Here is a 23,418-nt window from a genome sequence, read left to right as displayed (position 1 = left end):
GAGCTGGCTTGCCGGCGAAGAGGCCGGCAAGCCATGCAGCGCCCTCACCGACGCCTTCGCGGGCGAGCCCGCTCCTACCGGGCGGTGCGCCGAGATTTCGCTGTAGGAGCCGGCTTGCCGGCGAAGAGGCCGGCAAGCCATGCAGCACCCTCACCGACGCCTTCGCGGGCAAGCCCGCTCCTACGGGGCGGTGCGCCGAGATTTCGCTGTAGGAGCCGGCTTGCCGGCGAAGAGGCCGGCAAGCCATGCAGCGCCCTTACCGACGCCTTCGCGGGCAAGCCCGCTCCTACCGGGCGGTGCGCCGAGATTTCGCTGTAGGAGCCGGCTTGCCGGCGAAGAGGCCGGCAAGCCATGCAGCGCCCTCACCGACGCCTTCGCGGGCAAGCCCGCTCCTACCGGGCGGGTACCGGGCAGTTCAAGTCGCCTTCCATGCACTTCAGGTAATTCTTGAAGCTCTCCACCCGAGCCTGGGTCAAGGCCGTGATGCAGTTGCTGTAGCCCACCGGATAAAGGCTGCCACCTTCCACGCCGGAAGTGGAAAAACTGCACTCGGCATCGCGGAACGCTACCCAGGCGCGCTGAGCGCTGAGCAGCAGCTTTTTAGTGTGTGGCTGGTCTTTCAGGCGCTGGTTGATCTGTTGGTAAAGGGCATTCAGCTCCTTGTCCGCGGTCTTGCTCTGCACGCCGGCGCACAGGTTCATGTCGGTCTGGGTGCTGCTGTCGCACTCGTCGGCCTGGGCCAATGGAGCAAGCAGCAGTGGCGCAAGGGCCAGGAACAGGATCGCACGCATGGAAAGTCTCGCAATCGGTGAATGAGGTAGAAAGGCAGTCTAGTCGCGGCTGGGTTGCCACTCGGGCCAGCGTTGCGCCCCCTCGTCGGCCAGCCAGGGCACATCGTGGGAGGTCCAGATATGCACCTGGGGCGTCTGCCCCGGGTCATCGTCCAGGGTCGCCACCCGCAGGATCACGTGGGGCTGTGCCGGGCGCTCCGCCAGCAGGTGAGAACCGCAGACCGAGCAGAAGTGCCGCAGCTTGCCCGGGGACGACTCATAGCTACTCAAACGCTCCTGGCCCTGGGTCCACTGGAAGTGTTCGCGCCTCACCCCGGCGGTGGAGGCATACGCTGCGGCATGGGCCTTGCGGCAGGTCTGGCAATGGCAATGGCCGATGGGCATGTCCAGGCGCTCGACCCGGTACTGCACCGCCTTGCACAGGCAACTGCCGAGCAGCGGTCGCACAGGCGTGCGGCGCTGGGCGGCGGCCAGCAGGTCGTCGGCCATGGCCCGGATCTCCTCACCCATGTGCAGCTTGGCCAGCCACTGTGGCGGTATGCCCTGGACTCCGTAGAAGGCCCCGGCCAACTGCCCGACGATGGCGGCGGTGGTGTCGGCATCGTCCCCCAGGTTGGCGGCGGCGAGCACCGCTTGGGCATAGCTGTCGCTGTGCTGGAAGCACCAGAGCGCGGCCTCCAGGGCGTCGACGCAGTAGCCGTTGCCGCGAATCTGGTCGCGGCGCTTGTCCAGGTAATGCCCCCGGGCCAGGGCCATCACCTTGGGTTGCCCAAGGTGTGGATCATCCAGCGTTTGCAGCTCGGCCCTGGAGGCGCCGGCCAAGGCCTTGGCCAGCAACCCGGCCAACAGCTGACAGCATTCGATGGCTTCAGCGGCGCCATGGGTGGTGCGCGAACTGGCGCCGGCAAACTCGCGGACCTGAGCCAGGTCCGGGTAGTGAAACAGCACCACCGGCGCCAGGCGCATCAGCGAGCCGTTGCCGGCGGTCTGGGGATCGGTCGCCCCGGCGAATGGCTGGCCGTGCTCCTGGTACTCGCTCAAGGCCTGGCGCACGGTGCTGCCGATGTCGAAGCATTCACCGGTGGCACTGAGGTAGCCCCATTGCCACCAGTTGAGGTAGCGGCCCATCTGGTCGGCGGGGTCGAAACCGTCCTTGCGCAACAGGCTTTCGCCCAGGCACAGGGCCATCGAGGTGTCGTCGGTCCATTGCCCCGGCTGGAGCTTGAAAGGCCCGCCGCCCAGCATGTCGGTCACGTCGGGGAACGAGCCCCGCGGCTTGAATTCCACCGTGGTGCCCACGGCATCGCCACAGGCCAGGCCCAGCAGGCAGCCGCGGTAGCGATCGGAAAGGGTCAGCGGCATGGCTCGTCCTTGAGGAGGGATTGGCCGCCGACATTAGCATTTTTTTACCCAGGCCCAAGTGTCATTCAGGCCGGGCCTGGAGCACGTGCCGATCGTGCAACTTGCCGGTTGCGCTAGCGCCCAGGCGGTCTAGTGTTGATCACTGGAGGTGTCCTATGAACTCATCAGACCGTATTGAAAGAAAGATCCTGCTCAAGGCCGGCCGGGCCCAGGTCTGGGCTGCCCTGAGCCAGGCCGAGGCCTTTGGCCAATGGTTCGGCGTGGCCCTGCAGGGTCAGCGCTTCACCCCGGGCCAGCAGGTGCGCGGGGCCATTACCTACCCGGGGTACGAGCACCTGACCTGGGACGTCAGGGTCGAGCAACTGCTGGTGGACGAACTGTTTTCCTTCAGTTGGCATCCCTATGCCGTGGACCCTCAGCAGGACTACTCGGCCGAGCCCACGACCCTGGTGCAATTCGAACTGGAGGAGCGCGATGACGGCACCTTGCTGCGGGTCACCGAGTCGGGTTTCGACGGCATTCCCGCTGAGCGCCGGCTCAAGGCCTTTCGCATGAACAGCCGGGGCTGGGACGAACAGATGAGCAATATCGAGAACTATCTGCAGCAGGGTTGAAGAGGGGCAGCTGCAAGTCACAAGCGGCACGCCAGGAGCTGTAAGCGGAGCATAAGGGCTTGCTGCCTGCAACTGGTCGCTGGAAACTTGCAGCTCGCTTTTGCTGCCCTTGGATTCATCGATGTTTGAGACTTATATCGATCGCTGGCGCTTGCTGCCTGACGGTGAGCCTATTGTCACTCCTGGCAGCCGTCTGCTGCCGGTGCGGCTGGCGGATCAAGCGCCGGCCATGTTGAAGATCGCCCTGGATGAAAATGAGCAGGCCGGCAATCGGCTGATGGCCTGGTGGGCCGGGCAGGGCGCTGCGCGGGTCTATGCCCAGGCGGACCAGGCCTTGCTGATGGAGCGGGCCATGGGCTCGGGGTCGTTGATGGGCATGGCGCTCGAAGGCCGGCACGATGAAGTCAGCCAGATTGTCTGTGCCACGCTGGCGCGGCTGCATGCGCCGCGTGCGCAGCCTCTGCCGCAGCTGCTAGGGCTCGATCCCTGGTTCGAGGACCTGCGCCAGGTGGCGCGGGTTGAGGGCGGCATTCTTCTGGAGTGCCTGGCCATGGCCGAGCAGTTGCTCGCGGCGCCCGAGGATGTGGTGGTGCTGCACGGCGATGTGCACCACGACAATGTTCTCGATTTCGGTGCCCGTGGCTGGCAGGTCATCGACCCCAAGCGAGTGTACGGCGAGCGCGGTTTCGATTTCGCCAACCTGATTGCCAATCCCGACCTGCCCAGTGCCACCGACCCTGCACGCTTCAGCCGCCAGGTGCAGGTGATCGGACAATGCGCCGGGCTCGAGCCGCGTCGCCTGGTGCAGTGGGTCCTGGCGTTCAGTGGCTTGTCGGCCGCCTGGTTTGTTCAGGACGCTGATCAAGCCGGTGTGCGCCACCAGCTCAAGGTCGCGGCGTTGGCGATGCAGGTCCTGGCGCGTTGAAATAAGGGTTTTCGGAAGCAGCGCATGGCGAATGTCTTACACGCGCTGTTATTTAATGCGTCTTTTTACCAAATGACTTTGTGTTTAATCTTCTTTCCCACAACTGCAGCGCAGGAAGCGCTCAGGATCAAGGAAGGTCGACCATTAGCACGGATGCTGCAGACAGGAAGTCATAATGGTCTTGGAAAAAACCCGCTTCGGCGGGTTTTTTTTCGTCCGGCATTTCGTGTTTGCTGCCTGGGTGCGGTGGCCGCTTTGCTACTTCACGCAGTGGAACATCAACCTGGCAGGTTTTTTTCAGCCTGACCCTAAGTGCGGGCTTCTGGGCAACTGGCCGTGGTTGCGGCAGATCGTTGGACTGGGGGCGGCGCTGTTGACCACCTTGGGCTGGGCGGGAATGTCATGCCAAGGGCCGGATTGCCCCGGCATGCTGACGATGCTGGCATTTTTCCTGGGGCCTTTGTCCTGGCCAATATCCTTGGTGCGCTGTGGATGATCGGTCGGAAGATCAAGTTGCTCTGGCGGCGCTGGCGTGCTCCGAATGGCCGTGAGGCGTGCGAGCCGCCCGCCACGGACGATGCCTGCGGCCATTGACGCTGGTGAGCGGGCGCTCTTCGCCGGCAAGCCGGCTCCTACAGGTGTGCTTAGCGGGTGATCTCGTTGCGGACCTTTTCCAAAGCCTGTTCCAGCAGTGGCAGGCCGATGGAGCCCAGGGCCAGGCGCAACGCCTGGGGCACGTGGGCGGTGGTGGCGAAAGGCTCGGCCGAGGTCACCGTGACCCCCTGATGTTCCAGGGCCGTCACCACGGCATCGGCCCGCCGTCCTTCCGGCAGTTTCAGCCAGAGAAAATACGACGAGCCATAGGCCTGGTACTCGCAGCCCTTGAGTACCCGCCGGGCCAGTTGCTGGCGGTTGCGGGCATCGTTGCGCTTCTGTTCTTCCAGGCGGTCCACCAGCCCCGATTCGATCCAGCGGCAGCCCAGGGTCACGGTCAATGACGGGGTGCTCCAGGTGGACACGCGGATCGCCCGCTCCAGGGCCGGGATCATCTCCAGGGGCGCGACGATGAACCCCAGGCGCAACCCCGAGGCGACGCTTTTCGACAGCCCGGAAATATACAGCGTGCGCTCCGGGGCCAGGGTCTGCAGCGGCGGCGGTGCCGGTTCGGCGAGGAAGGCGTAGGCGCCGTCCTCGATCAGCAGCAGGTCATGCTCGCGAGCCAATTGCGCCAGGCGCTGGCGTTCGGCCAGGGGCATCACCGTGCCCAGGGGATTGTGCAGGGTCGGCATGCAGTACAGCGCCCGCACCGGGCGCCGCCGGCACAAGGCCTGGAGGGCGTCCAGGTCCATCTGGCCGTTGTGCTGGGGCAAGGGCTCCAGGTCCAGGCGATGGACCTGGGCCAGGGTCTTCAGGCCGGGATAGGTCAGGGCATCCACCGCCAGGATGTCCCCGGGCTGGAGCAGTGCCAGCAGGCTCACCGCCAGCCCCTGCTGGGCGCCGTTGACGATCAGCACCTGCTCGGCGGCGACGCGGATCTCGCGGTTGCGCAGGTGCCGCGCCGCGGTCTGGCGCTCATGGGGGCGGCCGCCCTGGGGCGCGGAATGCAGCAGGGCATCCAGGTCGCCGGAGGCGGCTATCGCCCGCAGCCCCTCGCGCAGGCTTTCCGCCTGGCCGGGCAGGGACGGGTAGTTGAACGCCAGGTCCACCGAGGCGGCGCTGGCCGGGTGCTGTTCCAGGCCCATGCCCCGGGGCAGGCTGGTGTCGCGCACGAAGGTGCCGCGCCCGGGCTCGCCCACCACCAGGCCGATGGCCTCCAGCTCGTGGTAGACCCGCAGCGCCGTGGCCAGGGCCACCTGCTCGCTGGCCATCAGCGCGCGTACCGTCGGTAGCTGAGTGCCCGGGCACAGCTGGCCGGCGCGGATGCGCTGGGCGAAGTGATCGACGATGGTTTTGTAGCGGGTACGGCGCATGCTCGGCCACCTTATGTATCTAGAACACTTTTTTGTTTGTATCAGGTAGGCGCCCTAATCTAGCGGCTTTTGCGCAGGAGCGCTCACATGCCGGACCTTTCCACCCTGTCGATCTTCCTCGGCGCCGTGCTGCTGTTGCTGTTGTCGCCGGGCCCCAACATGGCCTTTGTCATCAGCCACGGCGCAGCCTATGGCTGGCGCGGTGGGGTGGCGTCGGGGCTGGGGATAGGTGCGGCGGACATCGGCCTGACCCTGCTCACGGCCACGGGCGTGACCGCCGTGGTAGCCAGCTGGCCGCCGGCGTTCGACCTGATCCGCTATGCCGGGGTCGCCTACCTGCTGTGGCTGGCCTGCAAGGCCCTGGGCGAGCGTGGCACCCCCAACCTTGCCGAGACGCCGCGGGTGCCGCTGTCCACGGTGTTTGTCCGGGCCTTGTGCAACAGCCTGCTGAACCCCAAGGCGCTGCTGTTCTTCATGGTGTTCCTGCCGCAGTTCGTGCGCCCCGAGCACGGCAGCATCGCTGTGCAACTGCTGGTCCTGGGCTTGCTGCTGACCCTGGTCAGCGGGGTCTTCCATACCAGCCTGGGGGTCTTCGGCGCGGCCCTGCGCCGTGGCTGGCCCGGCGGCGATTCGCGGCTGGCCCGCTGGCAATCCTGGCTGCTGGCGGCGGTGCTGCTGGCCCTGGCCCTGCGCCTGGCGCTGCTGGCGCGTCCGCTCTGATTCATCACCCAATGGAGTTTGCCGATGTACATTGCCGCCTTTATCTACCAGCCAGGCCAGCGCGACGAGGAGTTCCACCGCCTCAGCGCGCTGATCGACGAAATTGCCATCAGCCTGCCGGGCTTCGTCGGCGCCCAATCCTGGACCAGTGCCGATCAGGGGCTGATCAACGCCAGCTATTACTGGGAGGACGAAGCCTCGATCCAGGCCTTTGCCAGCCACCCCAGGCACATTGAGGCCAAGCGCCAGTACCGGCGCTGGTACGCCGGTTATCAGGTGGTGATTTCCAGGGTCGAGCGCACCTATGGCGATGGCGCCATTACCCAGTTGCTGGGCAATGCCCGCCAGGGCCCGGTGCGCCGCGCCGAGGATTCAGCCGGCTGACAGCCGCGCGGCTGCGCGCAGGGTGATCTCCCGGCGCTGGTGCAGCGACTCTGCGGCGCGCTGACGGGCTTGCTGCACCACGCTGGCGGGGGCGGTGTCCGGGCTGCCGGCCTCGAACGGCGGTGCCGGGGCATATTCCAGTTGCAGCTGTACCCGCTGCGCGGTGGCGGCGTCGAACAGTTCGGCGGCCAGGGTCAGGGCGAAGTCGATGCCGGCGGTGATGCCGCCGCCGGTCAGCAGGTTGCCGTCGCGCACCACCCGCTCGTGCACCGGGATCGCCCCCAGCGGCGCCAGCAGTTCGTGGTAGGCCCAGTGGGTGGTGGCGCGCTTGCCCTGGAGCAGGCCGGCGGCGCCGAGCACCAGGGAGCCGGTGCACACCGAGGTCACATACCGCGCCTGCGCCGCCTGCTGGCGGATGAACGCCAGGGTCTGCGGGTCTTCCATCAGCGCTCCGACCCCGGCACCGCCAGGAATGCAGATCACATCCAGCGGCGGGCAGTCGGCGAAGCTTGTGGTGGCCTGCAGCACCAGCCCGGAGCTGGCCACCACCGGCCCCGGCGCCTTCCAGATCAGGTGCACCTGCACATCCGGTAGCGAAGCCAGCACGTCGTGGGGGCCGGTCAGGTCCAGTTGCTGGACCTCGGGGAACAACAGAAAACCAATCTGCACTGTCATTGCCTGTTCCTTGTGTCGATGAGGTGGACGGCGTGACTCTAGCCTTCTAGGATTTGGCGGGTACGCCAACCTACCCTCGAATTACGCCAATCATGCCCAGTTCCCCGAAAAACGTGTTTGTCCTGGCCTTTGCCAATGCCCAGTTGCTGGATGTCACCGGCCCGTTGCAGGTGTTCGCCTCGGCCAATGACCGGGCCCGTGGCCTGGGCCTGCCCTTGCCCTACCAGCCCCGGGTGATCGCCAGCCCGGGAGGGCCGACCCTGAGCTCAGCGGGGCTGGCATTGCTGGCCGAGCCGCTGCCGGCGCCGGAAGTGGCCTGCGATACCTTGGTCGTTTCCGGGGGCTGGGGCGTCTATGAAGCGGCCCGGGACCCGGCGCTGGTGGCCTGGGTCGCGGCCCGTGCCACGACGGCGCGGCGGGTGGCCTCGGTGTGCACCGGGGCCTTTCTGCTGGCGGCCAGTGGCTGGCTGGATGGGCGCCGGGTAGTGACCCACTGGACCCGTTGCGATCAACTGGCCCAGGAGTACCCGCAACTGCGGGTGGAGGCCAATCCGATCTTTATCAATGACGGTCCGGTGTGGACCTCGGCCGGGGTCACCGCCGGCATCGACCTGGCCCTGGCCCTGGTGGAAGCCGACCTGGGGCGCGAGGCGGCGCTGGACGTGGCGCGGCAATTGGTGGTGTTTCTCAAGCGCCCGGGCGGCCAGTCGCAGTTCAGCGTGACCCTGGCGTTGCAGAATGGAGGCGGGCGTTTCGATGGCTTGCATGCCTGGATCGCTGAAAACCTCAATCGCGAACTGACACTGCCAGTCCTGGCCCAGCAGGCCGCCATGAGCGAGCGCAGCTTCGTCCGCCACTACCGTGCCGACACCGGCCAGACGCCGGCCCGGGCCATCGAGCTGATCCGGGTGGAGACCGCCCGGCGGCTGTTGGCCGACAGCGGCCTGCCGATCAAGCGCATTGCCGCCCAATGCGGGTTCGGCAGTGAAGAAACCCTGCGTCGCAGCGTGCTGCGGGCCCTGGGGGTGACCCCGCAAGCCTACCGCGAGCGTTTCGCGGCAAGCCCGGAATCCTGATTCCGCTGGTCACTGCCTGACCAAGGCGATTGACGGCGCAGCTCGCTGTTGCGCCGGGCCAGGGGCAAGGCAAGGCGGGCTCCCACGCCGGCCTCAGTCCTGGACCAGGCTCAGTTGCCCGTCCTCGTAGCGCACCTCGCGGCCGATCCAGGCCGGGTCCACCTGGGGCAGCACTGCCGAGGGCTTGCGCAGTTCCCGCAGCAGGGTCGAGCCGTGGGACAGCCGGCCGCCCATCCGGGCGATCACTGCCCGGGCTTGCTGGTAATGGGCGTGGCGCCCGGGGTCCAGGGTGTCTTCCAGAAGAATGTCGACCCCCAGCACGCCCTGCACCTGCCCCGGGTAGATCATGAAGCCGCTGGCCTGTTCGCGGCCTTCGCGGCCGTCCTGCCAGAAGCTGCCGTTGCGGCTGCGAACCTGTTCGTGGGGGGCAAACCAATGGGCGCGGTCGGCTTCGGGCACCGCATGGTGCAGGCGGAAAAAGATCCGCATCAGGTTGTCTCGATACCATTCGCGCACTTGCAGGTAATAGCCACGCAGCCCCGGCAGGCCCAGGCGATGGGCCAGGGCGATGGCCGGGCGCCACTGGGGAAAGGCTTGCAATGGCAGGTCGCTGCAGGGCGGTCGCGGGGTGCCGGGATCGGTTTCCCAGGGCAGCCTGTGGGGGCTGTGCTCCAGGTTGTCGTAAGCGGTGGGCGGCCGGCCCAGCCAGGCGCCGCCGCTGCTGGCCAGGGCGGTGGCGATGCACAGGTTGCCCTGGACCACGAACACATAGAAGCGGCTGAACCAGTCCGCCAGTTGCTGGCCATCGGCTCCGGCCTGGTGCAGGCGCGTCAGTTCATCATCGAAGCGCCGCAGCCCGCGCTCCAGGGTCAGCAGCTGGCCCCGGGCGATCTGCTGCATGCGCAGCAAGCGTGGCAGCGCGCGCAGGACCCGCATTGGCCGCAAGGGCAGGGCCGGGGCCGCGCCACCGACTTCGCCGGCGTAGCCGGTAGACGGCAGGCCCCAATCCGCCAGGCGCGCCAGAAACAGGTCGTTATTGATGTAGGAGGCGCCGCCGAATACTGCGGTGAAGGGTTCGTTGTCCTCCAGCACCCGGGCGTCCCAGCGGGCCATGATCGCCGGAATGCTCGCCGCCGCCCGGCGCTGGCCGTACTCGACGAAGCGGCTGGGTTGGGGCGGCAGGATCTCGGCGATATTTGCTGCGGTCAGGTGTCGGCGCCAGCCGTAATCGCTGATGGGCCGGTACTGCAGCAGCCACAGTTGGCTGCCGTCCCAGGCCCATTCGACATCGCCGGGCACGTAGTGGAAGGCTTTCAGCACCCCTTGCAGGAAATCCCACAAGGCGCTTTCGCTCAAGCCCTGGAGCGTGGCGAACGCGCCGCTGGCCCAGGCCCCGCCAAGGCGTGAGAGCACCGCCCGCTGCGGGCTGGCCTGACCGTCGGCGAGGCTTTCCAGATGGCCTTCGACCCACTCCAGTTCCACCGCCAGGTGGCGCACGAAGGCGATCCCCGACAGGGCCGGCTGGATAAAGCGTTGCACCACCACTTCCTCGACGCCGGCGTTGCGCAGCTGATTGATCCGCGGCGCCACTTCCGCGGTCGCGACCCGCAGGTAAGTGGTGCTCAGCCCGGCATTGGCCGAGTCGGCCTGGTCCTCGCCATAGCTCGAAGAGCGCACCGCCCACAGGGCCTGCGGCTGGCTGGCGAGCAGGGCCGGCAGGCGCGGGTCGTCGGCCCGGTCCAGGGACAGGGCGCTGGGCACCGGCTGGCCGGCCAGCTGCGCCAGGCGCAGGCGACCGCCCTTGGTGTGGGCGACGAACCCCGGCTCGCCGGACTCCAGCCAAGCGACGAAGTCACCCGGGGCGTCGATCCACGGGTAATGGCCCCAGCCCGGCTTGAGGCTGACCCGCAGGTCGGCCCGGGCCAGGATCGCCGACCAGGCCGCGGCCTGGGCAATCCCCAGCAGCCGGTCCTGATCCCCCCAGACCAGTTCCACCGGGTCCTTGATCCACTCCAGCAACGGTAATGCGGTGTCGGCCCGCAGCTGTTCCCACAGGGGGACAAAGGCCCGGCAACGGGCATAGCCTGCGCCCATGCGCCGGTACTGTTGCGGCGTCCACGGCTGGCGGGAAAACTTGCCGGCGAACCACTCGGGCTTGTGGCTGAGCAAGCCATGAATCAGCCAGCGCGCCGGTAACGGCGACATCAGCGCCGGCAGGCGGCGTTGCCAGAGAAAGGCCCCCACCGGCGACAGCAGCACGCTGCGGGAAAAATGCCCCGGACGGCGCTGCAAGGCATGCAGCACGATCAGCGCGCTGACCCCCACCGCGACAATCGCGTTGCCCGGAAGGGTCATGGCCAGCAGCGCTTCGGCGTATTCGCCCAGGTCGTTGCAGGGCGCTTGCCGGTTGCCGCCAAACCCCGGCAGCTCCAGGGCCTGCACCTGATAACGCTGGAAGTGCGGCAGGGCATCGTCCCACCAGTCGGCGGCGCTGCCATTGCCCGCCAGCAGGTACAACAGGGGCTTGCTCATGGACAATCCTCAGGTCAGGTCGCGCAGGGCGGCGTCCAGGGTCGGGTAGCGGAAGCGGTAGCCGGCCTGCAGCAGGCGCGCGGGCACCACCTTCTGGCCGTCGAAGAACAGCTCGGCCATTTCCCCGGCCAGGGCCCGTACCGGCGCCGCCGGCACATGCAGCCATACCGGGCGTTTGAGCAGCTTGCCAACGGTGGCGGCGAACGTACCCTGGCTCACCGGTTCCGGTGCCACCAGGTTGTAGGTGCCGGCCAGGGAGTTGTCCGCCATGGCTTTGGCGATCACCTGCAGGACGTCGTCGCGGTGCACCCAGCTGATGATCTGGCGACCGTCGCCCATGCGTCCGCCAAAGCCGAAATGGAACGGAATCAGCAAGGGTTTCAGGGCGCCGCCGGGGCCGAATACGATGCCTAGGCGCAGCACCACCTGGCGCACTCCGAAACGGGTCGCCGGTTCGGCCGAGGACTCCCAGCGGGCGCACAGGTCGGCCATGAAGCCTTCGCCGCGCTCGGCGTTTTCATCCAGGGTCTGGCTGGCATCGCGCACCCCGTAGAAACCGATGGCCGAGGCCTGGATCCACAGTTGCGGCTTGTGCTGGGCATGCTGCAGCCAGTTGAGCAGGGCCTCGGTGGTGCCCACCCGGCTGGCCAGCAGTTGCGCCTGGCGCTTGGCCGACCAGCGCGGGCCGGCGACCGGAGCCCCGGCCAGGTTGATGATCACGTCGAAGGCTTCGTTGTGGCCGAGCTTGCCGAGGCTGCGCAAGCAGCGCGCACGGCCGTCGAACAGGTAGGCGGCGCGCAGCGGATCACGGGCCAGCACACTGACGGTGTGCCCGGCATCCAGCAGTTGATTGACCAGGGTCTCGCCGATGAAACCGGTGCCACCGGTGACCAGCACCCGCTTGCCGGGGCCGCCGGTGAACGGGTTGCTGCCCGGGCCCTGGCGTTGCAGGCGCAGGGCCGCCAGGCCATCGCGGATGCCCGAGGCGCTCACGCCGATGGCGAACAGGCTCAGGGCCCAGCCTTGCCAGCCCAGGTCCAGGGGCGCCAGGGCACTGGGCAGGCGCGACCATTCCAGCAGTTGCAGGCCGTACAGGGCGAAGAAGGCCCCGGCATTGATCGCCAGCACGGTGTGCATGATGCGCTCGATGGCCGGCAGCTTGCGGCTGCGGTCCTCGACCACGAAGTCCCACAGGGTCAGGCCGATCTCCAGGGCGAACAGCAGCGCGATCACCAGGGCCCAGATGCCCTGGAACGCCAGGTGGGCGATGCCCATGAACAGCACCCCGTAGAAGCACGAGCGCAGGGCGTGGATCGCCAGTTCCTTGCGGGCACCATGGCGTTGCGGCAGGGCCACGGTGAGTTCGTGATGGTAGATCGTGTCCAGGGCGCCGAGCACCCCCTGGGCGAGCAGCAGGGCGATGGCCCACTGCAGGATTGGCAAGTCAGCCACGATGGTGAAGTCCTTTTACGGGTTACAAGGAAGCAGCGCGGAACCGGCGGTCATGCCGGTACAGCCACAGCAGCGGTGGCAGCAGCACCAGGAGGGCGAAGCTGTCGATCCACAGGTGCGAGGTCATCTGCACCTGCCACGACAGCCACATGTCCTGGGGCGCCCAGAGCAGGATTCCGGCCATCAGCCAGGCCCAGGCCGCCGGGCTGCGCAGGCGGTTGCCCAGGTGCACCAGGGCCAGCAGGTACAGGGAGTAGCTTTGCAGGGTGGCGCCGAACAGGCCCAGCCACCAGACCTGCTGGGCCCGTGCGGCACTGGGCGCAGAACTGCCCCAGAAGGCCTGCTCGATGGTGCCCAGGTAGTCGTTGAACAGCGCGCTGTGGCCGGCCCAGGTCAGCAGTAGGCCGGCCAGCAGGTGGCCGGCGCCGGCGGCGTACAGCCAGAGCACCAGGGCCCGGCGCAGGCCGGGCCGGGGAGAGGAAGCGGCAGATAACATTCCATGTCCTGTGGGGGGAATCGAGGCCGCGAAGTGTACCGATTTTTCCCCGGATGCAGTGTGTCCGTTGCCGGCGACAGGTGTGCGCTCAGTGCTCCTGGAGTAATTCCAGCAAGGCATCGAGGGTGGCCTGCGGCGCCTCCTGGGGCACATTGTGGCCGACCCCGGCCAGCACTCGGCGCTGGTAACCGGCACTGAACAGGTCGACATCCGGATCGGGCTCGAGCACCGGGCCGACGCCATCGTCGGCGCCGCACAGGGCAATGGTCGGCACCCGGATCGGCGGTTGCGCAAGCAGCGCCTGCTCGATGGCCTCCAGGGCCGGGTCGCCTGCCACATAACCGAAGCGATGGCGGTAGGAGTGGATCACCACCGCAACGAAATCCGGGTTGTCGAAGGACGCCGCACTCAGGCCATAGAGTTCGGGCCCGGACGCCCAGGTGGGCGACCACAGGCGCCACAGCAGTTCGCAGAGCTCCCGGCGATTGGCGGTCAGCCCGTCGACCCCGCGCTGGGTGTTGAAATAGTACTGGTACCACAGCCGGTGCTCGGTCTCCGGGGCGCGGGGTTCACAGGCCCGGGAAATGTCCTGGATGTTGTAGCCGTCGGCGCTCATCAGGGCCCGCACCCGTTGCGGCCACAGCGCCGCGACGATGCACGCGGCGCGCCCGCCCCAGTCGTAGCCGGCCAGGGTGGCCCGGGGCAGGTACAGGGCATCCATCAGGTCCAGCAGGTCCTGGGCCAGGGCCGCCTGCTGCCCGGAGCGCATCACCTGGGCACTGGCAAAGCGCGTCGGCCCGTAGCCCCGCAGGTAGGGCACGATCACCCGATAGCCGAGTTCGGCCAGGGGCGGGGCGATCTCGTCGTAGGCCCGCGGGTCGTAGGGGAAACCATGGAGCAGGATCACCGGCTCGCCGCCCAGGGGGCCGTGCTGCTCGTAGGCGATGTTCAGGCTCGGGGTCTGTACATGATGCAGGAACGGTTGGCTGGGCATGATGGCTCCAAGGCGGATCGGACCGGGAAACCCTAGCTGAAAAGTTCGTCGCCAGGGAGCTTACAGCGACTCGTACTGGCCATCCTGGTCGACATAGAACACCTCGCTGAGGTACCAGCGCTGATGGCTGAACAGCAGGTGGTAGTGGTAGTCGGCGGCAAACCCCGTCCCGGGTTGGATTGCCCGGGTTTTCACCAGGGCGCGATCGGCGGTACGGCTGCTGGAGAGGATCTGCTCATAGCCGGTGCCGTGGTTGGCCGGGTCGCTGAAGGCAATCGGCTGGCCCTGAAAACCCGGCGGGCAGAACTTGGCCAGCAACTGGGCGTACTCCTGCTGCGCCAGGTCGAGCGCTTGCAGGGGCGCATCGAGCGGCTGGCGGGCGTTGGCCTGGTCGCTCCACTGCTGATAGTCGGCAATGAACTGGCGCACCAGGGCTTCGGGTGAATCGCTGAATGCAGCGCACAGCGCGGTGTTGCTGAACAGCAGGGCAAGCAGGGCGAATAGTGTTCTCATCGGCTTGGCATCACTCAAGGGTGTTTTCAGTGCTCAGGCTGCATGCAGCCCGTCAGCGTCGCGCCAGTAGAGAGTGGATTCGTATTGAAACGAGAGGATGAACATCGTCTCGCAGTGCTGGACGATGGTTTCCAGCAGCCGGCGGATGTCTTCCAGGCAACTGTGGCCCTCGGGTTCGGGGCCCTTGATGCGCAAATAGCAGCGCAGGCCGACGGCGAAGTCGCAGCCTTTACGGTCTTCGGCGCGGATCTCGGGTTCCAGTCCCGCCTCTTCGCTGTACAGGCTCAGGCCTGAGGTGAAGGTCGCCTGCAGGCCACCGGGTACGGGGGCCTGCTTGGCTCCGGGGAAACCTTGCAACAGATGGCCGAGCAGCGTCGTGGTCAGGTGCTTGTCGGCTTCAAGGTGCAGATCCAGGCTCATGGGGGTTCCTTATGGAGAAGGGCGAGGTGCTGATTCTAACGCTGCGCTGCCCGCACGATCGCCTTCGCCGGCAAGCCGGCTCCTACGGCCCCCACACGATACCCCTGCCAGCTGTAGGAGCTGGCTTGCCAGCGAAGAGGCCCGCACGACCACCTTCGCCGGTAAGCCAGCTCCTACGGCCCCCACACGATACCCCAGCCAACTGTAGGAGCTGGCTTGCCAGCGAAGAGGCCCGCGAGATCGCCTTCGCCGGCAAGCCGGCTCCTACGGACTCCCCCACGATACCCCTGCCAGCTGTAGGAGCTGGCTTGCCAGCGAAGGGGCCCGCACGATCGCCTTCGCCGGCAAGCCGGCTCCTACGGAGTCCCCCACGATACCCCTGCCAACTGTAGGAGCTGGCTTGCCAGCGAAGGGGCCCGCAAGATCGCCTTCGCCAGCAAGCCGGCTCCTACAGGTCGGTACTGTGGATCAGGTGCTTGAAATGATGCCGCCACAGGTCGATGCCCAGCTGGCCGCTGCGGTCCAGGGACGAGCCCTGCGTCAGGTCGGTGATCAGGGTCGGCTGCAAGCCGGCATCGAACAGGGCAAAACCCGCTGCCAGCACGCAGGTGTCGGTCTGGATGCCGCACACCAGTACTCGCTCGGGGGCCAGGCGTTTCAGGTAGTCGAGCATCTCCGGCGTCGGTCCATAGCCGTGCTTGATAAAGATGCGTTCGGCCGCCACCAGGCTCTGGTCGTCGGCGGAAGGTTGCCAGCCCAACTGGCGGGCAAAGGGCGTTTGGCTTTCATCGTGGCGTTCCACCGTGGCCACCGAAGGCATGCGCGTCAGCAGGCGGTTGATGCCGTCCACCAGCCACTGGGGCGGGTTGAAGCAGGGTTGCACATCGATGATCAGCAGGACCTGCTGCATGGGGCGTTCTCCAGGGGCCGGTGTTTGAGGACCAGGCGCGAAAGACCCGTCATTCTGCCGGGAACGCTTCCTTCAGGCGAGCGTTGCGCCCTGGCGCAGGCCAATGCAATTGCCCCAGGGATCCTGCACCTGGCAGATCCATTCACCGTCGCCAATGGCCATCGGCCCACGGTACAGGCGCCCGCCGAGGGCGGTCAGGTGCTGCAGTCGCGCCGGCAGGTCGGCCACTCGCCAATACACCACCGAGCCGGCCGGACCCTGGCCCACCTTGGCGTCGGCGGCGACGATCTCGATGGCGATGCCGTCGATCTGCAGGTGGCCGAAGTCATCGGGTTGGTGGACGATGCGCCGCGCCTGGGGGAACGCTTGGGCGTACCAGTCGGTGGCGGCGCGCCAGTCGGCGGCGTGGATCATCACCGCGATAATCGGCGAGTCGGGCATGGCGAACATTCCATTTCGGGCGGCAACGGGGGCCGGCGGCGCTCAAGGTTGCCAGACACTCTTGTCACCGCTCAAGCGCCGGTCGAGAAAACACGCGGCACTGATCAGCGCCAGATGGGTCAGGGCCTGGGGCGTATTGCCCAGGTGACGGCCATGGCTGTCGAATTCCTCGGCGTATAACCCCAGGGGGTTGGCATAGCGCAGCAGTTGCTCGAACTCCAGGTGCGCCTGTTCCACGCGCCCGGCCCGGGCCAGGCACTCCACGTACCAGAAGGAGCAGGCGGCAAAGGCCCCTTCGCTGCCGGGCAGGCCGTCGATCCCGCTGTCGTTGTTGCGGTAGCGGTAGACCATGCCGTCGCGCACCAGGCTGTTCTCGATGGCGTCGAGGGTGGCCAGCCAGCGCGGGTCCTTGGCGCTGACGAAGCGCACCAGGGGCATCAGCAGCATCGAGCCGTCCAGGGCGGTACTGCCGATGTGCTGTACGAAGTGCCCCCGCTGCTCGTCCCAGAACTGGCTCCAGATGTCGTCATAGATCGCCTGCCGGGTCTGGTCCCAGCGGGCGAAGGGGGCTGGCAGCGAACGCTTGGAGGCCAGGCGGATGGCGCGGTCCAGCGCGACCCAGCACATCAGCCGCGAATGCAGGAAGTGGTGCTGTTCGCCGCGCATTTCCCAGATCCCCACGTCCTTTTGCTGCCAGGTGGCGCAGACCTGGTCCACCACCTTGATCGTGTGCTGCCAGCCTTCGTGGGAGATCGCCTCGCCGTACTTGTTGACCAGGTACACCGCGTCCAGCAGCTCGCCGAAGATGTCCAGCTGCACCTGGTCATAGGCCTGGTTGCCGATCCGCACCGGCTGCGCGCCGCCGTGGCCGGACAGGTGCGGCAGCGGGCTTTCCGGCAACTCCTGGCGACCGTCGATGCCATACAGGATATTGAGCTTCATCGGTTGCCCGTGGCAGTCGCTGACCCGTCCGCGCAGCCAGCCCATGTAGGCGTTGGCTTCAGCGACGAAGCCCAGGCGCATGAAGGCGTAGACGGTGAACGAGGCATCGCGCACCCAGGTGTAGCGGTAGTCCCAGTTGCGTTCGCCGCCGGGGCTTTCCGGCAGGCCGAAGGTGGCCGCCGCCAGGATCGAGCCGTGGCGGCGCGAGGTCAACAGCTTCAGCGCCAGGGCCGAGCGGTTGACCATCTCCCGCCAGCGCCCGCGGTAGTTGGACTGGCCGATCCAGTCGCGCCAGAACTTCAGGGTACGGCGCAGGTGCAGGTCGCTGTCGTTGCCGGTTACCCGCGGGTCTTCCAGGCCGCCAAAGATGAATTCGGCGCCCTGGCCCTGTTCCAGGGTGAATTGCGCCAACGCCGCGTCCCGTTCGATGTGCAGCGGTTGGCTGGCCACCAGGCGCAGGCCCGGCTGCCCCGGTGCTTCGAAGCACACCCCCGCGCCGTCGAGGCGGGCCCGGGTGGCGGCGCGGCCGTAGTCATGGCGTGGCGCGCATTGCAGGTGCAAGGTGGCGCGGCCACTGACCACCCGCACCCGACGCACCAGCAGGGGCAGCTGCTGCGGATCCTCGTCGATGGCCAGCAGGTCGGTGACTTCCACCACCGCCTCGTCCCCCAGCCAGCGGGTCTGCAGGACGTTGCTGTCGGGCAGGTAGATCTGCTGGCGCCTGGCATTGGCCAGCACCGGCGCCAGCTGGAAGATCCCGGCGGCGGGGGAATCCAGCAGCGACAGGAAGATTGACGGGCTGTCGAATTCCGGCCAGCAAAAGAAGTCGATGCTGCCCTGGTCGTCCACCAGGGCGGCGCTGCGCAGATCGCCGATGATGCCGTGGGCATCGATCGGCCGCTGGGTCGAGTGGTGTTCAGCCATTGCCGCGAAACTCCGGATAGAGGCTCATGCCGCCGTCGATGAACAGGGTGCTGCCAATCACGTAGTCGGAGGCATCCGAGGCCAGCCACAGCGCTGCGTTGGCCACGTCCTCGGGGTCGCCGACCCGGCCGTAGGGAATCAGCTTGAGCAGTTCCTGCTCCGCCGGGCCTTCGGTGGCGGCGCGGTTGATCGGGGTGCGGATCGCCCCGGGGGCGATGCCGTTGATGCGGATGCGCTGCTGGCTGAATTCCTGGGCCAGGGTGCGCATGAGCATTTCCACACCGCCCTTGGACGCCGCGTAGTTGACGTGACCGGCCCAGGGAATCAGCTGGTGCACCGAACTCATGTGGATGATCTTGCCGGCCGCCCGGGACACCCCGGCACGCACGCCCTGGCGCTGGAAAATCTGCAACGCGGCGCGGGCACAGAGAAATTGGCCGGTGAGGTTGACGTTGATCACTCGGTTCCAGTCCGCCAGGCTCAGGCTGGCCGCCGGGGCGTCCTTCTGCAGCCCCGAGTTGGCCACCAGGATATCGAGGAAGCCGAAGGCTTCGAGGGTCTTGGCGAACAGCGCCTCGACCTGATTCTCATCGGAAACGTCGCCTCCAAGGGCCATGGCCCGGCCGCCTTCGGCGTTGATCCTGGCCGCCAGTTCCTCGGCGGGGGCGGCCTGGGAATGGTAGTTGAGCACCACGCTGGCGCCGGCCGCCGCCAGGGCGATGGCGGTGGCCGCACCGATGCCGGAACTGGCGCCGGTGACCAGTGCCACTTGTTGATCGAGGGAGAGTTGCATGGGGCGTTCCTTTATCAGGGAGCGTGTTCAGCTGACTGACAAAAGGGCCCGGGAGTTCAGCGGTTTTTTTAGGCTCAGGGGCGGAGCCACTGCTCAACTGCTGGCGAATCAGCTCGGCGCCGGCGACCTGGGTCAGCCAGGCGCCCTTGGGCGAGTAATGCTTGTGCAAGTGGGACTTGGCAACGTCGGCCAGTTGGGCCTGGTCCAGTGCGCCGGGGTTCTTGAGCCTGAGCAGCTTGATGCTGGCCCGGGCGCGGGCGGCCCGGCCGAGTACCGAGCTCAGTTTGCCCCCACTGTTGATCGCCTCGATCAGCACTGCGCCGGCATGCACGAACAGCGCCGCGTGGCTGAAGCCGGAATCGGTGGCGGACTGGATCAGGCTGCTCTGCAGGGCAGCGCTGCGGCTCGGCAGAATGTCGCCTACCTGGAGTGTCGAGACATCGAACAGAAAGCAGGTGATGCCGGCTGAGGTGGCTGTCGGGTCTAGCTGTCCATGGCGGCTTACCTTGTGCCAGGGAGCATTTCAGCGCAGGGCGCGGCGCTGTCGAGGCGCAGTCCCCGCAGCAGCAGTTGCAGGGCGACCAGGCTCTCTTCGAGCTTGTCTGCCGGTTGCGCGGCGTTGGCTATCCACAGGGCCGCTTCCACCAGGGCGCCGTTGATCAACCGGGCCAGGGCCTGGGGCGCTCCCGGCACAATCACCCGGGCCTCTATCAGTTGCTCCAGCAGGGCGCACAGGGACGCGACGCATTGCTCCTCGCTGGCCTGGGCGGCATCGCTCAGCACGGCCCGGGCATCCTGCAGCAGGATGCGCTGGATCTCCGGTTCCAGGGCCATCTGCAGGTAGGCCCGGCAACGTTCGCAGAAGGCCTGCCAGGGGTCTGCCACTTGGCGGGAGATCAGTGCCAGGCGCTGATCCATCTCGCCATCGATCTGTGCCACCACGGCCGCCAGCAGGCCCTGTTTGTCTCCGAAGTGGTGATACAGCGCACCCCGGGTCAGGCCGGCTTCGGCGGTCAGGTCGTCCATGGAGGTCTTGGCGTAGCCCAGGCGGGCAAAGGCCTGGCGGCCGCTGGCAATCAGCTTGGCGCGGGTGGCTTCGATCATCTCGGCTCGTGGGCGGCTGCTCATGGGGCGCTCTCCAGCAAATGATGGGTTGACATACGGAGCGTATGTTTACATGATTTTTAACATACGCGGCGTATGTATTTCTACTGCCGGAGCATTTTGTGGCAAGTTGCAGCCCCCCAAGGAGTCGTTGTAAATGGCAAACCCCTACCGTGAATTGTTCACCGCCCCGGGCAGCCGGGCGTTTGTCCTGGCCGGGATGATCGCGCGCATGCCGATCTCCATGACCGGCATCGGCCTGATCACCATGCTCGCGCAACTGCACGGCGGTTATGCCCTGGCCGGTGGCGTGGCGGCGACCTTTGCCCTGGCCACGGCCTTTTGTGCGCCCCAGGTCTCGCGGCTGGTGGACCGATACGGCCAGGGGCGGGTGCTGCCACTGGCGGCGGGGCTGGGTGGCGGCGCACTCCTGGCCCTGCTGCTGTGCACACGGTTGCAGGCGCCGCAGTGGACGCTGTTCGTGTTTGCCGCCCTGGCCGGCTGCATGCCCAGCATGTCGGCCATGGTCCGTGCCCGCTGGACCGAGCTGTACCGCGGCCAGCCGCAACTGCAGACCGCCTATGCCCTGGAGTCGGTGCTCGACGAGGTGTGCTTCATTGTCGGCCCGCCGTTGTCGGTGGGGCTCAGCGTGGCACTGTTTCCCGAAGCCGGGCCCTTGATGGCGTTGCTGGCGCTGGTGCTTGGGGTCAGTCTGTTGGTCCTGCAGAAAGCCACCGAGCCGCCGGTGCACCCTCATGCAGAAGGGCAGGGCGGCTCGATCATCCGTTCGCTGGAGATCCGCCTGCTGGTGCTGTTGATGATAGCCATGGGCACCATTGTCGGGGTGGTCGATGTGGTCAGTGTGGCCTTCGCCCAGCAGCAGGGGCAGCCGGCGGCGGCGAGCATCGTGCTGTCGGTGTATGCCGGCGGTTCCTGCCTGGCGGGCATCGCGTTTGGCGCGCTGAAATTCTCCATGCCCTTGCCGCGCCTGTTCATGTACGGCGGCATCGCCACCGCGGTCACCACGTTGCCGCTGTTGCTGGCGAGCAACATCCTCGGCCTGTCCCTGGCGGTGTTCGTCGCCGGGCTGTTCTTCGCCCCGACCCTGATCGTCGCCATGGCCCTGGTGGAAAGCATCGTGCCGCCGGCCAAGCTCACCGAAGGCCTGACCTGGCTGGTCACCGGCCTGAGCATCGGTGTGGCGCTGGGGGCCGCCGGCTCGGGCTTCCTGGTGGACCACTTCGGTGCCCGCAGCGGTTTCTGGCTGGCCCTGGCCGGTGGCGCGGTGGTGTTGGCTGCGGCGTTGCAGAGCTACCGGCAACTGACACCGGGGCGCTCGTCACCGGGTTCCCTGGCCGGCTAATTTCCGTGGCCGCTCATGCGTTCTCTTAACAGTTCATTTGTTGAGGGGAGTGCCGTGACCAAGCTGACATTGCTGTGCCTGCCGTATTCGGGGGCCAGTGCCATGGTCTACAGCCGCTGGCGGCGCAAGCTGCCGGAATGGCTGCAGTTGCAGCCGGTGGAGTTGCCCGGGCGCGGTGCGCGTTTTGGCGAGCCGCTGCACACCGACATGCGCACCCTGGCCCTGCAACTGGCCCGCGAGGCGCTGCCCACCCTGCGTGCGCCCTATGTATTGTTCGGCCATAGCCTGGGCGCCTTGCTGGCCTGCGAGATGGCCCATGCCCTGCGTTCCCTGGGGTGTCCCGAGCCGGTGGCACTGTTTGCCTCGGGGACCGCGGCGCCAACCTTGCGCGCCGAATACGACCGGGGATTCGCCGAGCCCAAGACCGACGGTCAACTGATCGAGCAGTTGCGCACCCTCAACGGCACCAGTGAAGAAGTGCTGGCCAACCGCGAACTGATGAGCCTGACCCTGCCGGTGCTGCGTGCCGACTTCCTGTTGTGCGGGCGCTTCACCCCAGTGCAGCGGCCCTTGCTGAATTGCCCGGTGCACGTGTTCGGCGGCAAGGACGATCGCGCCACCGCCGAGCAGTTGATCGGCTGGAGCCGCGAGACCCAGGGCAGTTTCTCCGTGGACATGCTGGCTGGCGGGCATTTCTTCATCCATGAGCACGAGGCCAAGGTGCTGAGCCTGATGAAGGGGCACCTGGAGGTTCATCGGCGTCGCCAGCAGCAACCGGTGGCAGCGGTTTCCTGAGAGGGGGGTCGGCCCGGGATCAATCGCCGGGCTTGAAAGTGCGGTGCCCCTCCTGGGGCGCTTTCGGCTGCAATCCCCCTCAGCCCAGGGACGTGCCTTGGCGCCAGTAGCCCATCAGCGTGAGGTTGCGGCGCTCCTGGCCGCGCTCGTTGATCAGGAAGCGGCGGATCTTCATCACCGTGCCCGACTCCCCGGCCACCCAGGCATAAAAACTGTTGTCGGCCGGCTGGGCCGAGTCCCAGGGGCGCAGTTCCTCGCCTCGCTGGGAGACCTTGATCGGGCGCCGCTCGCTGTCGGGCGGTGGCAGTTCGGCCAGCTCCTGCGCCGCGTGGATCAGGGTCTCGCCATGCTGGGCGCCGAGTACGTCCCGGGGCAGCCAGTTGAGGCGAGTGTGGGGGTGGCAGCGCAAGGTCACGCAGTCGCTTTCGTAGGGCACCTCGATAAACACCTGGACGTCGGGGTAGGCCGGGTACTCCATCAGCTCTTCGAGAATCCCGGCGATGGCCGGCAAGGCGGTTTCGTCGCCGATCAGCAGCACCTTGCGGATACCCGCCGGCGGCTGCCATTCATAGCCGCCCGGGTCGCCGCTGAAGGCCTTGTTCGGCACCACCATCTGCAGCCGGTCGCCGGGTTGCGCCTGGGTGGCCCAGGCCGAGGCGGGGCCGTTGACCCCGTGCAGCACGAAGTCCACGTCCAGCTCCGCCGGCTGCATGCGCAGGGCGCGGATGGTGTAGGTGCGCATCGGCGGCTGCTGGGCGGCCGGCAGTTTGCGCCGGGCGGCGTGCCAATCGCCTTCGACCGGCAATTGCGAGGGCGTGCCGTCGGCACCGGGGAACAGCAGCTTGATACGCTGGTCCGGGGCCAGGCAGCGGGCCTGGGCAATGTCGTCGCCGCCGAACACCAGGCGGACCAGGGAGGGGCTGAGGTCGATGCGTTGCTTGAGTTCGACGTTGATCACCCGGTAGCCCTTGGGCTTGGGTCTGTCGATGCCGGTCAGTTTGCGCAAGCCTTGAGTGAGGATGTCGGTCAGCGATTGTGCGGAGGACATGGGCGTTACCTGCTGCAAGAAGGGATAAGGAAGTAACGAAGTATCGAATGCTTGATTTACCGCGAGAGCCGCTTGCCGACTGCCCTGGGGTTGGTTGCTCCAGTGGTGCGAGGGGTTAATTTTTCGAAGCCTTCATCCGTTCCGTAGGGATGACCGAGCCAATGCTCGATACCC

Annotated in this window: 25 protein-coding genes and 1 pseudogene; 9 read left to right on the top strand and 17 right to left on the bottom strand. The window is 67.1% G+C overall.

What is annotated here, in order from left to right:
• Nucleotides 1–392: 392 nt before the first annotated feature.
• From ACZ5BO_RS24495 to ACZ5BO_RS24485, 3 genes and pseudogenes are all read right to left on the bottom strand, one after another.
• Entirely contained in the window at nucleotides 393–791 is a 399-nt protein-coding gene (locus ACZ5BO_RS24495) for a lysozyme inhibitor LprI family protein (protein WP_464696783.1), read from the bottom strand.
• Nucleotides 792–830: 39 nt separating this feature from the next.
• Nucleotides 831–1,238 (bottom strand): GFA family protein, encoded by a 408-nt coding sequence (locus ACZ5BO_RS24490; RefSeq protein WP_464701363.1) that lies wholly within the window; start codon nucleotides 1,236–1,238, stop codon nucleotides 831–833.
• Nucleotides 1,239–2,153 (bottom strand): annotated as a pseudogene (locus ACZ5BO_RS24485) (ADP-ribosylglycohydrolase family protein); the annotation flags it as partial.
• 155 nt (nucleotides 2,154–2,308) lie between these two features.
• On the opposite strand from ACZ5BO_RS24485, the gene ACZ5BO_RS24480 reads away from it, so the two are divergent.
• The 3 genes from ACZ5BO_RS24480 to ACZ5BO_RS24470 all read left to right on the top strand — a co-directional run bounded on the left by ACZ5BO_RS24480 (nucleotide 2,309) and on the right by ACZ5BO_RS24470 (nucleotide 4,188).
• Nucleotides 2,309–2,767, top strand: a complete 459-nt coding sequence (locus ACZ5BO_RS24480; protein ID WP_025126303.1) for an SRPBCC family protein — start codon at nucleotides 2,309–2,311, stop codon at nucleotides 2,765–2,767.
• 121 nt (nucleotides 2,768–2,888) lie between these two features.
• The gene (locus ACZ5BO_RS24475) at nucleotides 2,889–3,692 is read left to right on the top strand and encodes an aminoglycoside phosphotransferase family protein (RefSeq protein WP_464696782.1); all 804 of its coding nucleotides are present in this window, start codon (nucleotides 2,889–2,891) and stop codon (nucleotides 3,690–3,692) included.
• A 175-nt stretch (nucleotides 3,693–3,867) separates the two neighbouring features.
• A complete protein-coding gene (locus ACZ5BO_RS24470; RefSeq protein WP_464696781.1) occupies nucleotides 3,868–4,188 on the top strand; it encodes a hypothetical protein in 321 nt (106 codons plus the stop codon).
• Nucleotides 4,189–4,336: 148 nt separating this feature from the next.
• Here the strand turns inward: ACZ5BO_RS24470 and ACZ5BO_RS24465 are convergent, their stop codons facing one another.
• Nucleotides 4,337–5,662, bottom strand: a complete 1,326-nt coding sequence (locus ACZ5BO_RS24465) for an aminotransferase-like domain-containing protein (RefSeq protein WP_464696780.1) — start codon at nucleotides 5,660–5,662, stop codon at nucleotides 4,337–4,339.
• An 87-nt stretch (nucleotides 5,663–5,749) separates the two neighbouring features.
• Here ACZ5BO_RS24465 and ACZ5BO_RS24460 point away from each other — a divergent pair, with 87 nt between their 5' ends.
• Together ACZ5BO_RS24460 and ACZ5BO_RS24455 are read left to right on the top strand one after the other, a co-directional pair.
• On the top strand, nucleotides 5,750–6,382 hold the full coding sequence (locus ACZ5BO_RS24460; protein ID WP_464696779.1) for a LysE family translocator: 633 nt from the start codon (nucleotides 5,750–5,752) through the stop codon (nucleotides 6,380–6,382).
• A gap of 24 nt (nucleotides 6,383–6,406) precedes the next feature.
• Nucleotides 6,407–6,766 carry an antibiotic biosynthesis monooxygenase family protein gene (locus tag ACZ5BO_RS24455; RefSeq protein WP_025126307.1) on the top strand — a complete coding sequence of 120 codons (360 nt, stop codon included), beginning with the start codon at nucleotides 6,407–6,409 and terminating at the stop codon, nucleotides 6,764–6,766.
• On the opposite strand, the gene inhA is transcribed toward ACZ5BO_RS24455, so the two are convergent.
• Nucleotides 6,755–7,441 (bottom strand): isonitrile hydratase, encoded by a 687-nt coding sequence (inhA, locus tag ACZ5BO_RS24450; RefSeq protein ID WP_464696778.1) that lies wholly within the window; start codon nucleotides 7,439–7,441, stop codon nucleotides 6,755–6,757. The two genes, ACZ5BO_RS24455 and inhA, sit on opposite strands and share 12 nt — an antisense overlap.
• A gap of 92 nt (nucleotides 7,442–7,533) precedes the next feature.
• Between inhA and ACZ5BO_RS24445 the strand changes: the two genes are divergently transcribed.
• Nucleotides 7,534–8,517, top strand: a complete 984-nt coding sequence (locus ACZ5BO_RS24445) for a GlxA family transcriptional regulator (RefSeq protein ID WP_464696777.1) — start codon at nucleotides 7,534–7,536, stop codon at nucleotides 8,515–8,517.
• Between the two features lie 93 nt (nucleotides 8,518–8,610).
• Here ACZ5BO_RS24445 and ACZ5BO_RS24440 read toward each other — a convergent pair whose 3' ends face one another.
• The 10 genes from ACZ5BO_RS24440 to ACZ5BO_RS24395 all read right to left on the bottom strand — a co-directional run bounded on the left by ACZ5BO_RS24440 (nucleotide 8,611) and on the right by ACZ5BO_RS24395 (nucleotide 18,934).
• Entirely contained in the window at nucleotides 8,611–11,049 is a 2,439-nt protein-coding gene (locus ACZ5BO_RS24440; RefSeq protein ID WP_464696776.1) for an alpha/beta fold hydrolase, read from the bottom strand.
• A 9-nt stretch (nucleotides 11,050–11,058) separates the two neighbouring features.
• A complete protein-coding gene (locus ACZ5BO_RS24435; protein ID WP_025126311.1) occupies nucleotides 11,059–12,501 on the bottom strand; it encodes a TIGR01777 family oxidoreductase in 1,443 nt (480 codons plus the stop codon).
• Nucleotides 12,502–12,523: 22 nt separating this feature from the next.
• Complete coding sequence (locus ACZ5BO_RS24430) at nucleotides 12,524–12,997, bottom strand: hypothetical protein (protein ID WP_025126312.1); 474 nt, start codon at nucleotides 12,995–12,997, stop codon at nucleotides 12,524–12,526.
• An 88-nt stretch (nucleotides 12,998–13,085) separates the two neighbouring features.
• Nucleotides 13,086–13,991 carry an alpha/beta fold hydrolase gene (locus ACZ5BO_RS24425; protein ID WP_025126313.1) on the bottom strand — a complete coding sequence of 302 codons (906 nt, stop codon included), beginning with the start codon at nucleotides 13,989–13,991 and terminating at the stop codon, nucleotides 13,086–13,088.
• 60 nt (nucleotides 13,992–14,051) lie between these two features.
• On the bottom strand, nucleotides 14,052–14,504 hold the full coding sequence (locus ACZ5BO_RS24420; protein ID WP_464696774.1) for a hypothetical protein: 453 nt from the start codon (nucleotides 14,502–14,504) through the stop codon (nucleotides 14,052–14,054).
• A gap of 33 nt (nucleotides 14,505–14,537) precedes the next feature.
• Nucleotides 14,538–14,924 carry a hypothetical protein gene (locus ACZ5BO_RS24415; protein ID WP_464696773.1) on the bottom strand — a complete coding sequence of 129 codons (387 nt, stop codon included), beginning with the start codon at nucleotides 14,922–14,924 and terminating at the stop codon, nucleotides 14,538–14,540.
• A 448-nt stretch (nucleotides 14,925–15,372) separates the two neighbouring features.
• Complete coding sequence (locus tag ACZ5BO_RS24410) at nucleotides 15,373–15,834, bottom strand: cysteine hydrolase family protein (protein ID WP_025126316.1); 462 nt, start codon at nucleotides 15,832–15,834, stop codon at nucleotides 15,373–15,375.
• Nucleotides 15,835–15,906: 72 nt separating this feature from the next.
• The gene (locus ACZ5BO_RS24405; protein WP_464696772.1) at nucleotides 15,907–16,275 is read right to left on the bottom strand and encodes a VOC family protein; all 369 of its coding nucleotides are present in this window, start codon (nucleotides 16,273–16,275) and stop codon (nucleotides 15,907–15,909) included.
• A gap of 42 nt (nucleotides 16,276–16,317) precedes the next feature.
• A complete protein-coding gene (locus tag ACZ5BO_RS24400) occupies nucleotides 16,318–18,141 on the bottom strand; it encodes a glycoside hydrolase family 15 protein (protein WP_464696771.1) in 1,824 nt (607 codons plus the stop codon).
• Nucleotides 18,134–18,934: a glucose 1-dehydrogenase gene (locus ACZ5BO_RS24395; RefSeq protein ID WP_464696770.1), complete on the bottom strand. Its 801-nt coding sequence runs from the start codon at nucleotides 18,932–18,934 to the stop codon at nucleotides 18,134–18,136. The genes ACZ5BO_RS24400 and ACZ5BO_RS24395 overlap by 8 nt, the downstream gene beginning before the upstream one ends.
• A 163-nt stretch (nucleotides 18,935–19,097) precedes the next feature.
• Between ACZ5BO_RS24395 and ACZ5BO_RS24390 the strand changes: the two genes are divergently transcribed.
• Nucleotides 19,098–19,403, top strand: coding sequence for a hypothetical protein (locus ACZ5BO_RS24390; RefSeq protein ID WP_464696769.1), 306 nt, complete (start codon nucleotides 19,098–19,100; stop codon nucleotides 19,401–19,403).
• Nucleotides 19,404–19,435: 32 nt separating this feature from the next.
• Here the strand turns inward: ACZ5BO_RS24390 and ACZ5BO_RS24385 are convergent, their stop codons facing one another.
• Nucleotides 19,436–20,062 carry a TetR/AcrR family transcriptional regulator gene (locus ACZ5BO_RS24385; RefSeq protein WP_464696768.1) on the bottom strand — a complete coding sequence of 209 codons (627 nt, stop codon included), beginning with the start codon at nucleotides 20,060–20,062 and terminating at the stop codon, nucleotides 19,436–19,438.
• Between the two features lie 133 nt (nucleotides 20,063–20,195).
• Between ACZ5BO_RS24385 and ACZ5BO_RS24380 the strand changes: the two genes are divergently transcribed.
• Together ACZ5BO_RS24380 and ACZ5BO_RS24375 are read left to right on the top strand one after the other, a co-directional pair.
• Nucleotides 20,196–21,401, top strand: a complete 1,206-nt coding sequence (locus ACZ5BO_RS24380; RefSeq protein WP_464696767.1) for an MFS transporter — start codon at nucleotides 20,196–20,198, stop codon at nucleotides 21,399–21,401.
• A gap of 54 nt (nucleotides 21,402–21,455) precedes the next feature.
• Nucleotides 21,456–22,196: a thioesterase II family protein gene (locus tag ACZ5BO_RS24375; RefSeq protein ID WP_464696766.1), complete on the top strand. Its 741-nt coding sequence runs from the start codon at nucleotides 21,456–21,458 to the stop codon at nucleotides 22,194–22,196.
• A 79-nt stretch (nucleotides 22,197–22,275) separates the two neighbouring features.
• Here ACZ5BO_RS24375 and ACZ5BO_RS24370 read toward each other — a convergent pair whose 3' ends face one another.
• Complete coding sequence (locus tag ACZ5BO_RS24370) at nucleotides 22,276–23,244, bottom strand: siderophore-interacting protein (RefSeq protein WP_025126324.1); 969 nt, start codon at nucleotides 23,242–23,244, stop codon at nucleotides 22,276–22,278.
• Nucleotides 23,245–23,418 lie beyond the last annotated feature (174 nt).

It is taken from the genome of Pseudomonas sp. FFPRI_1 (assembly GCF_055384485.1).
The sequence above is the reverse complement of the archived record's forward strand: the minus strand, read 5'-3'. Positions and strand labels throughout refer to the sequence as shown.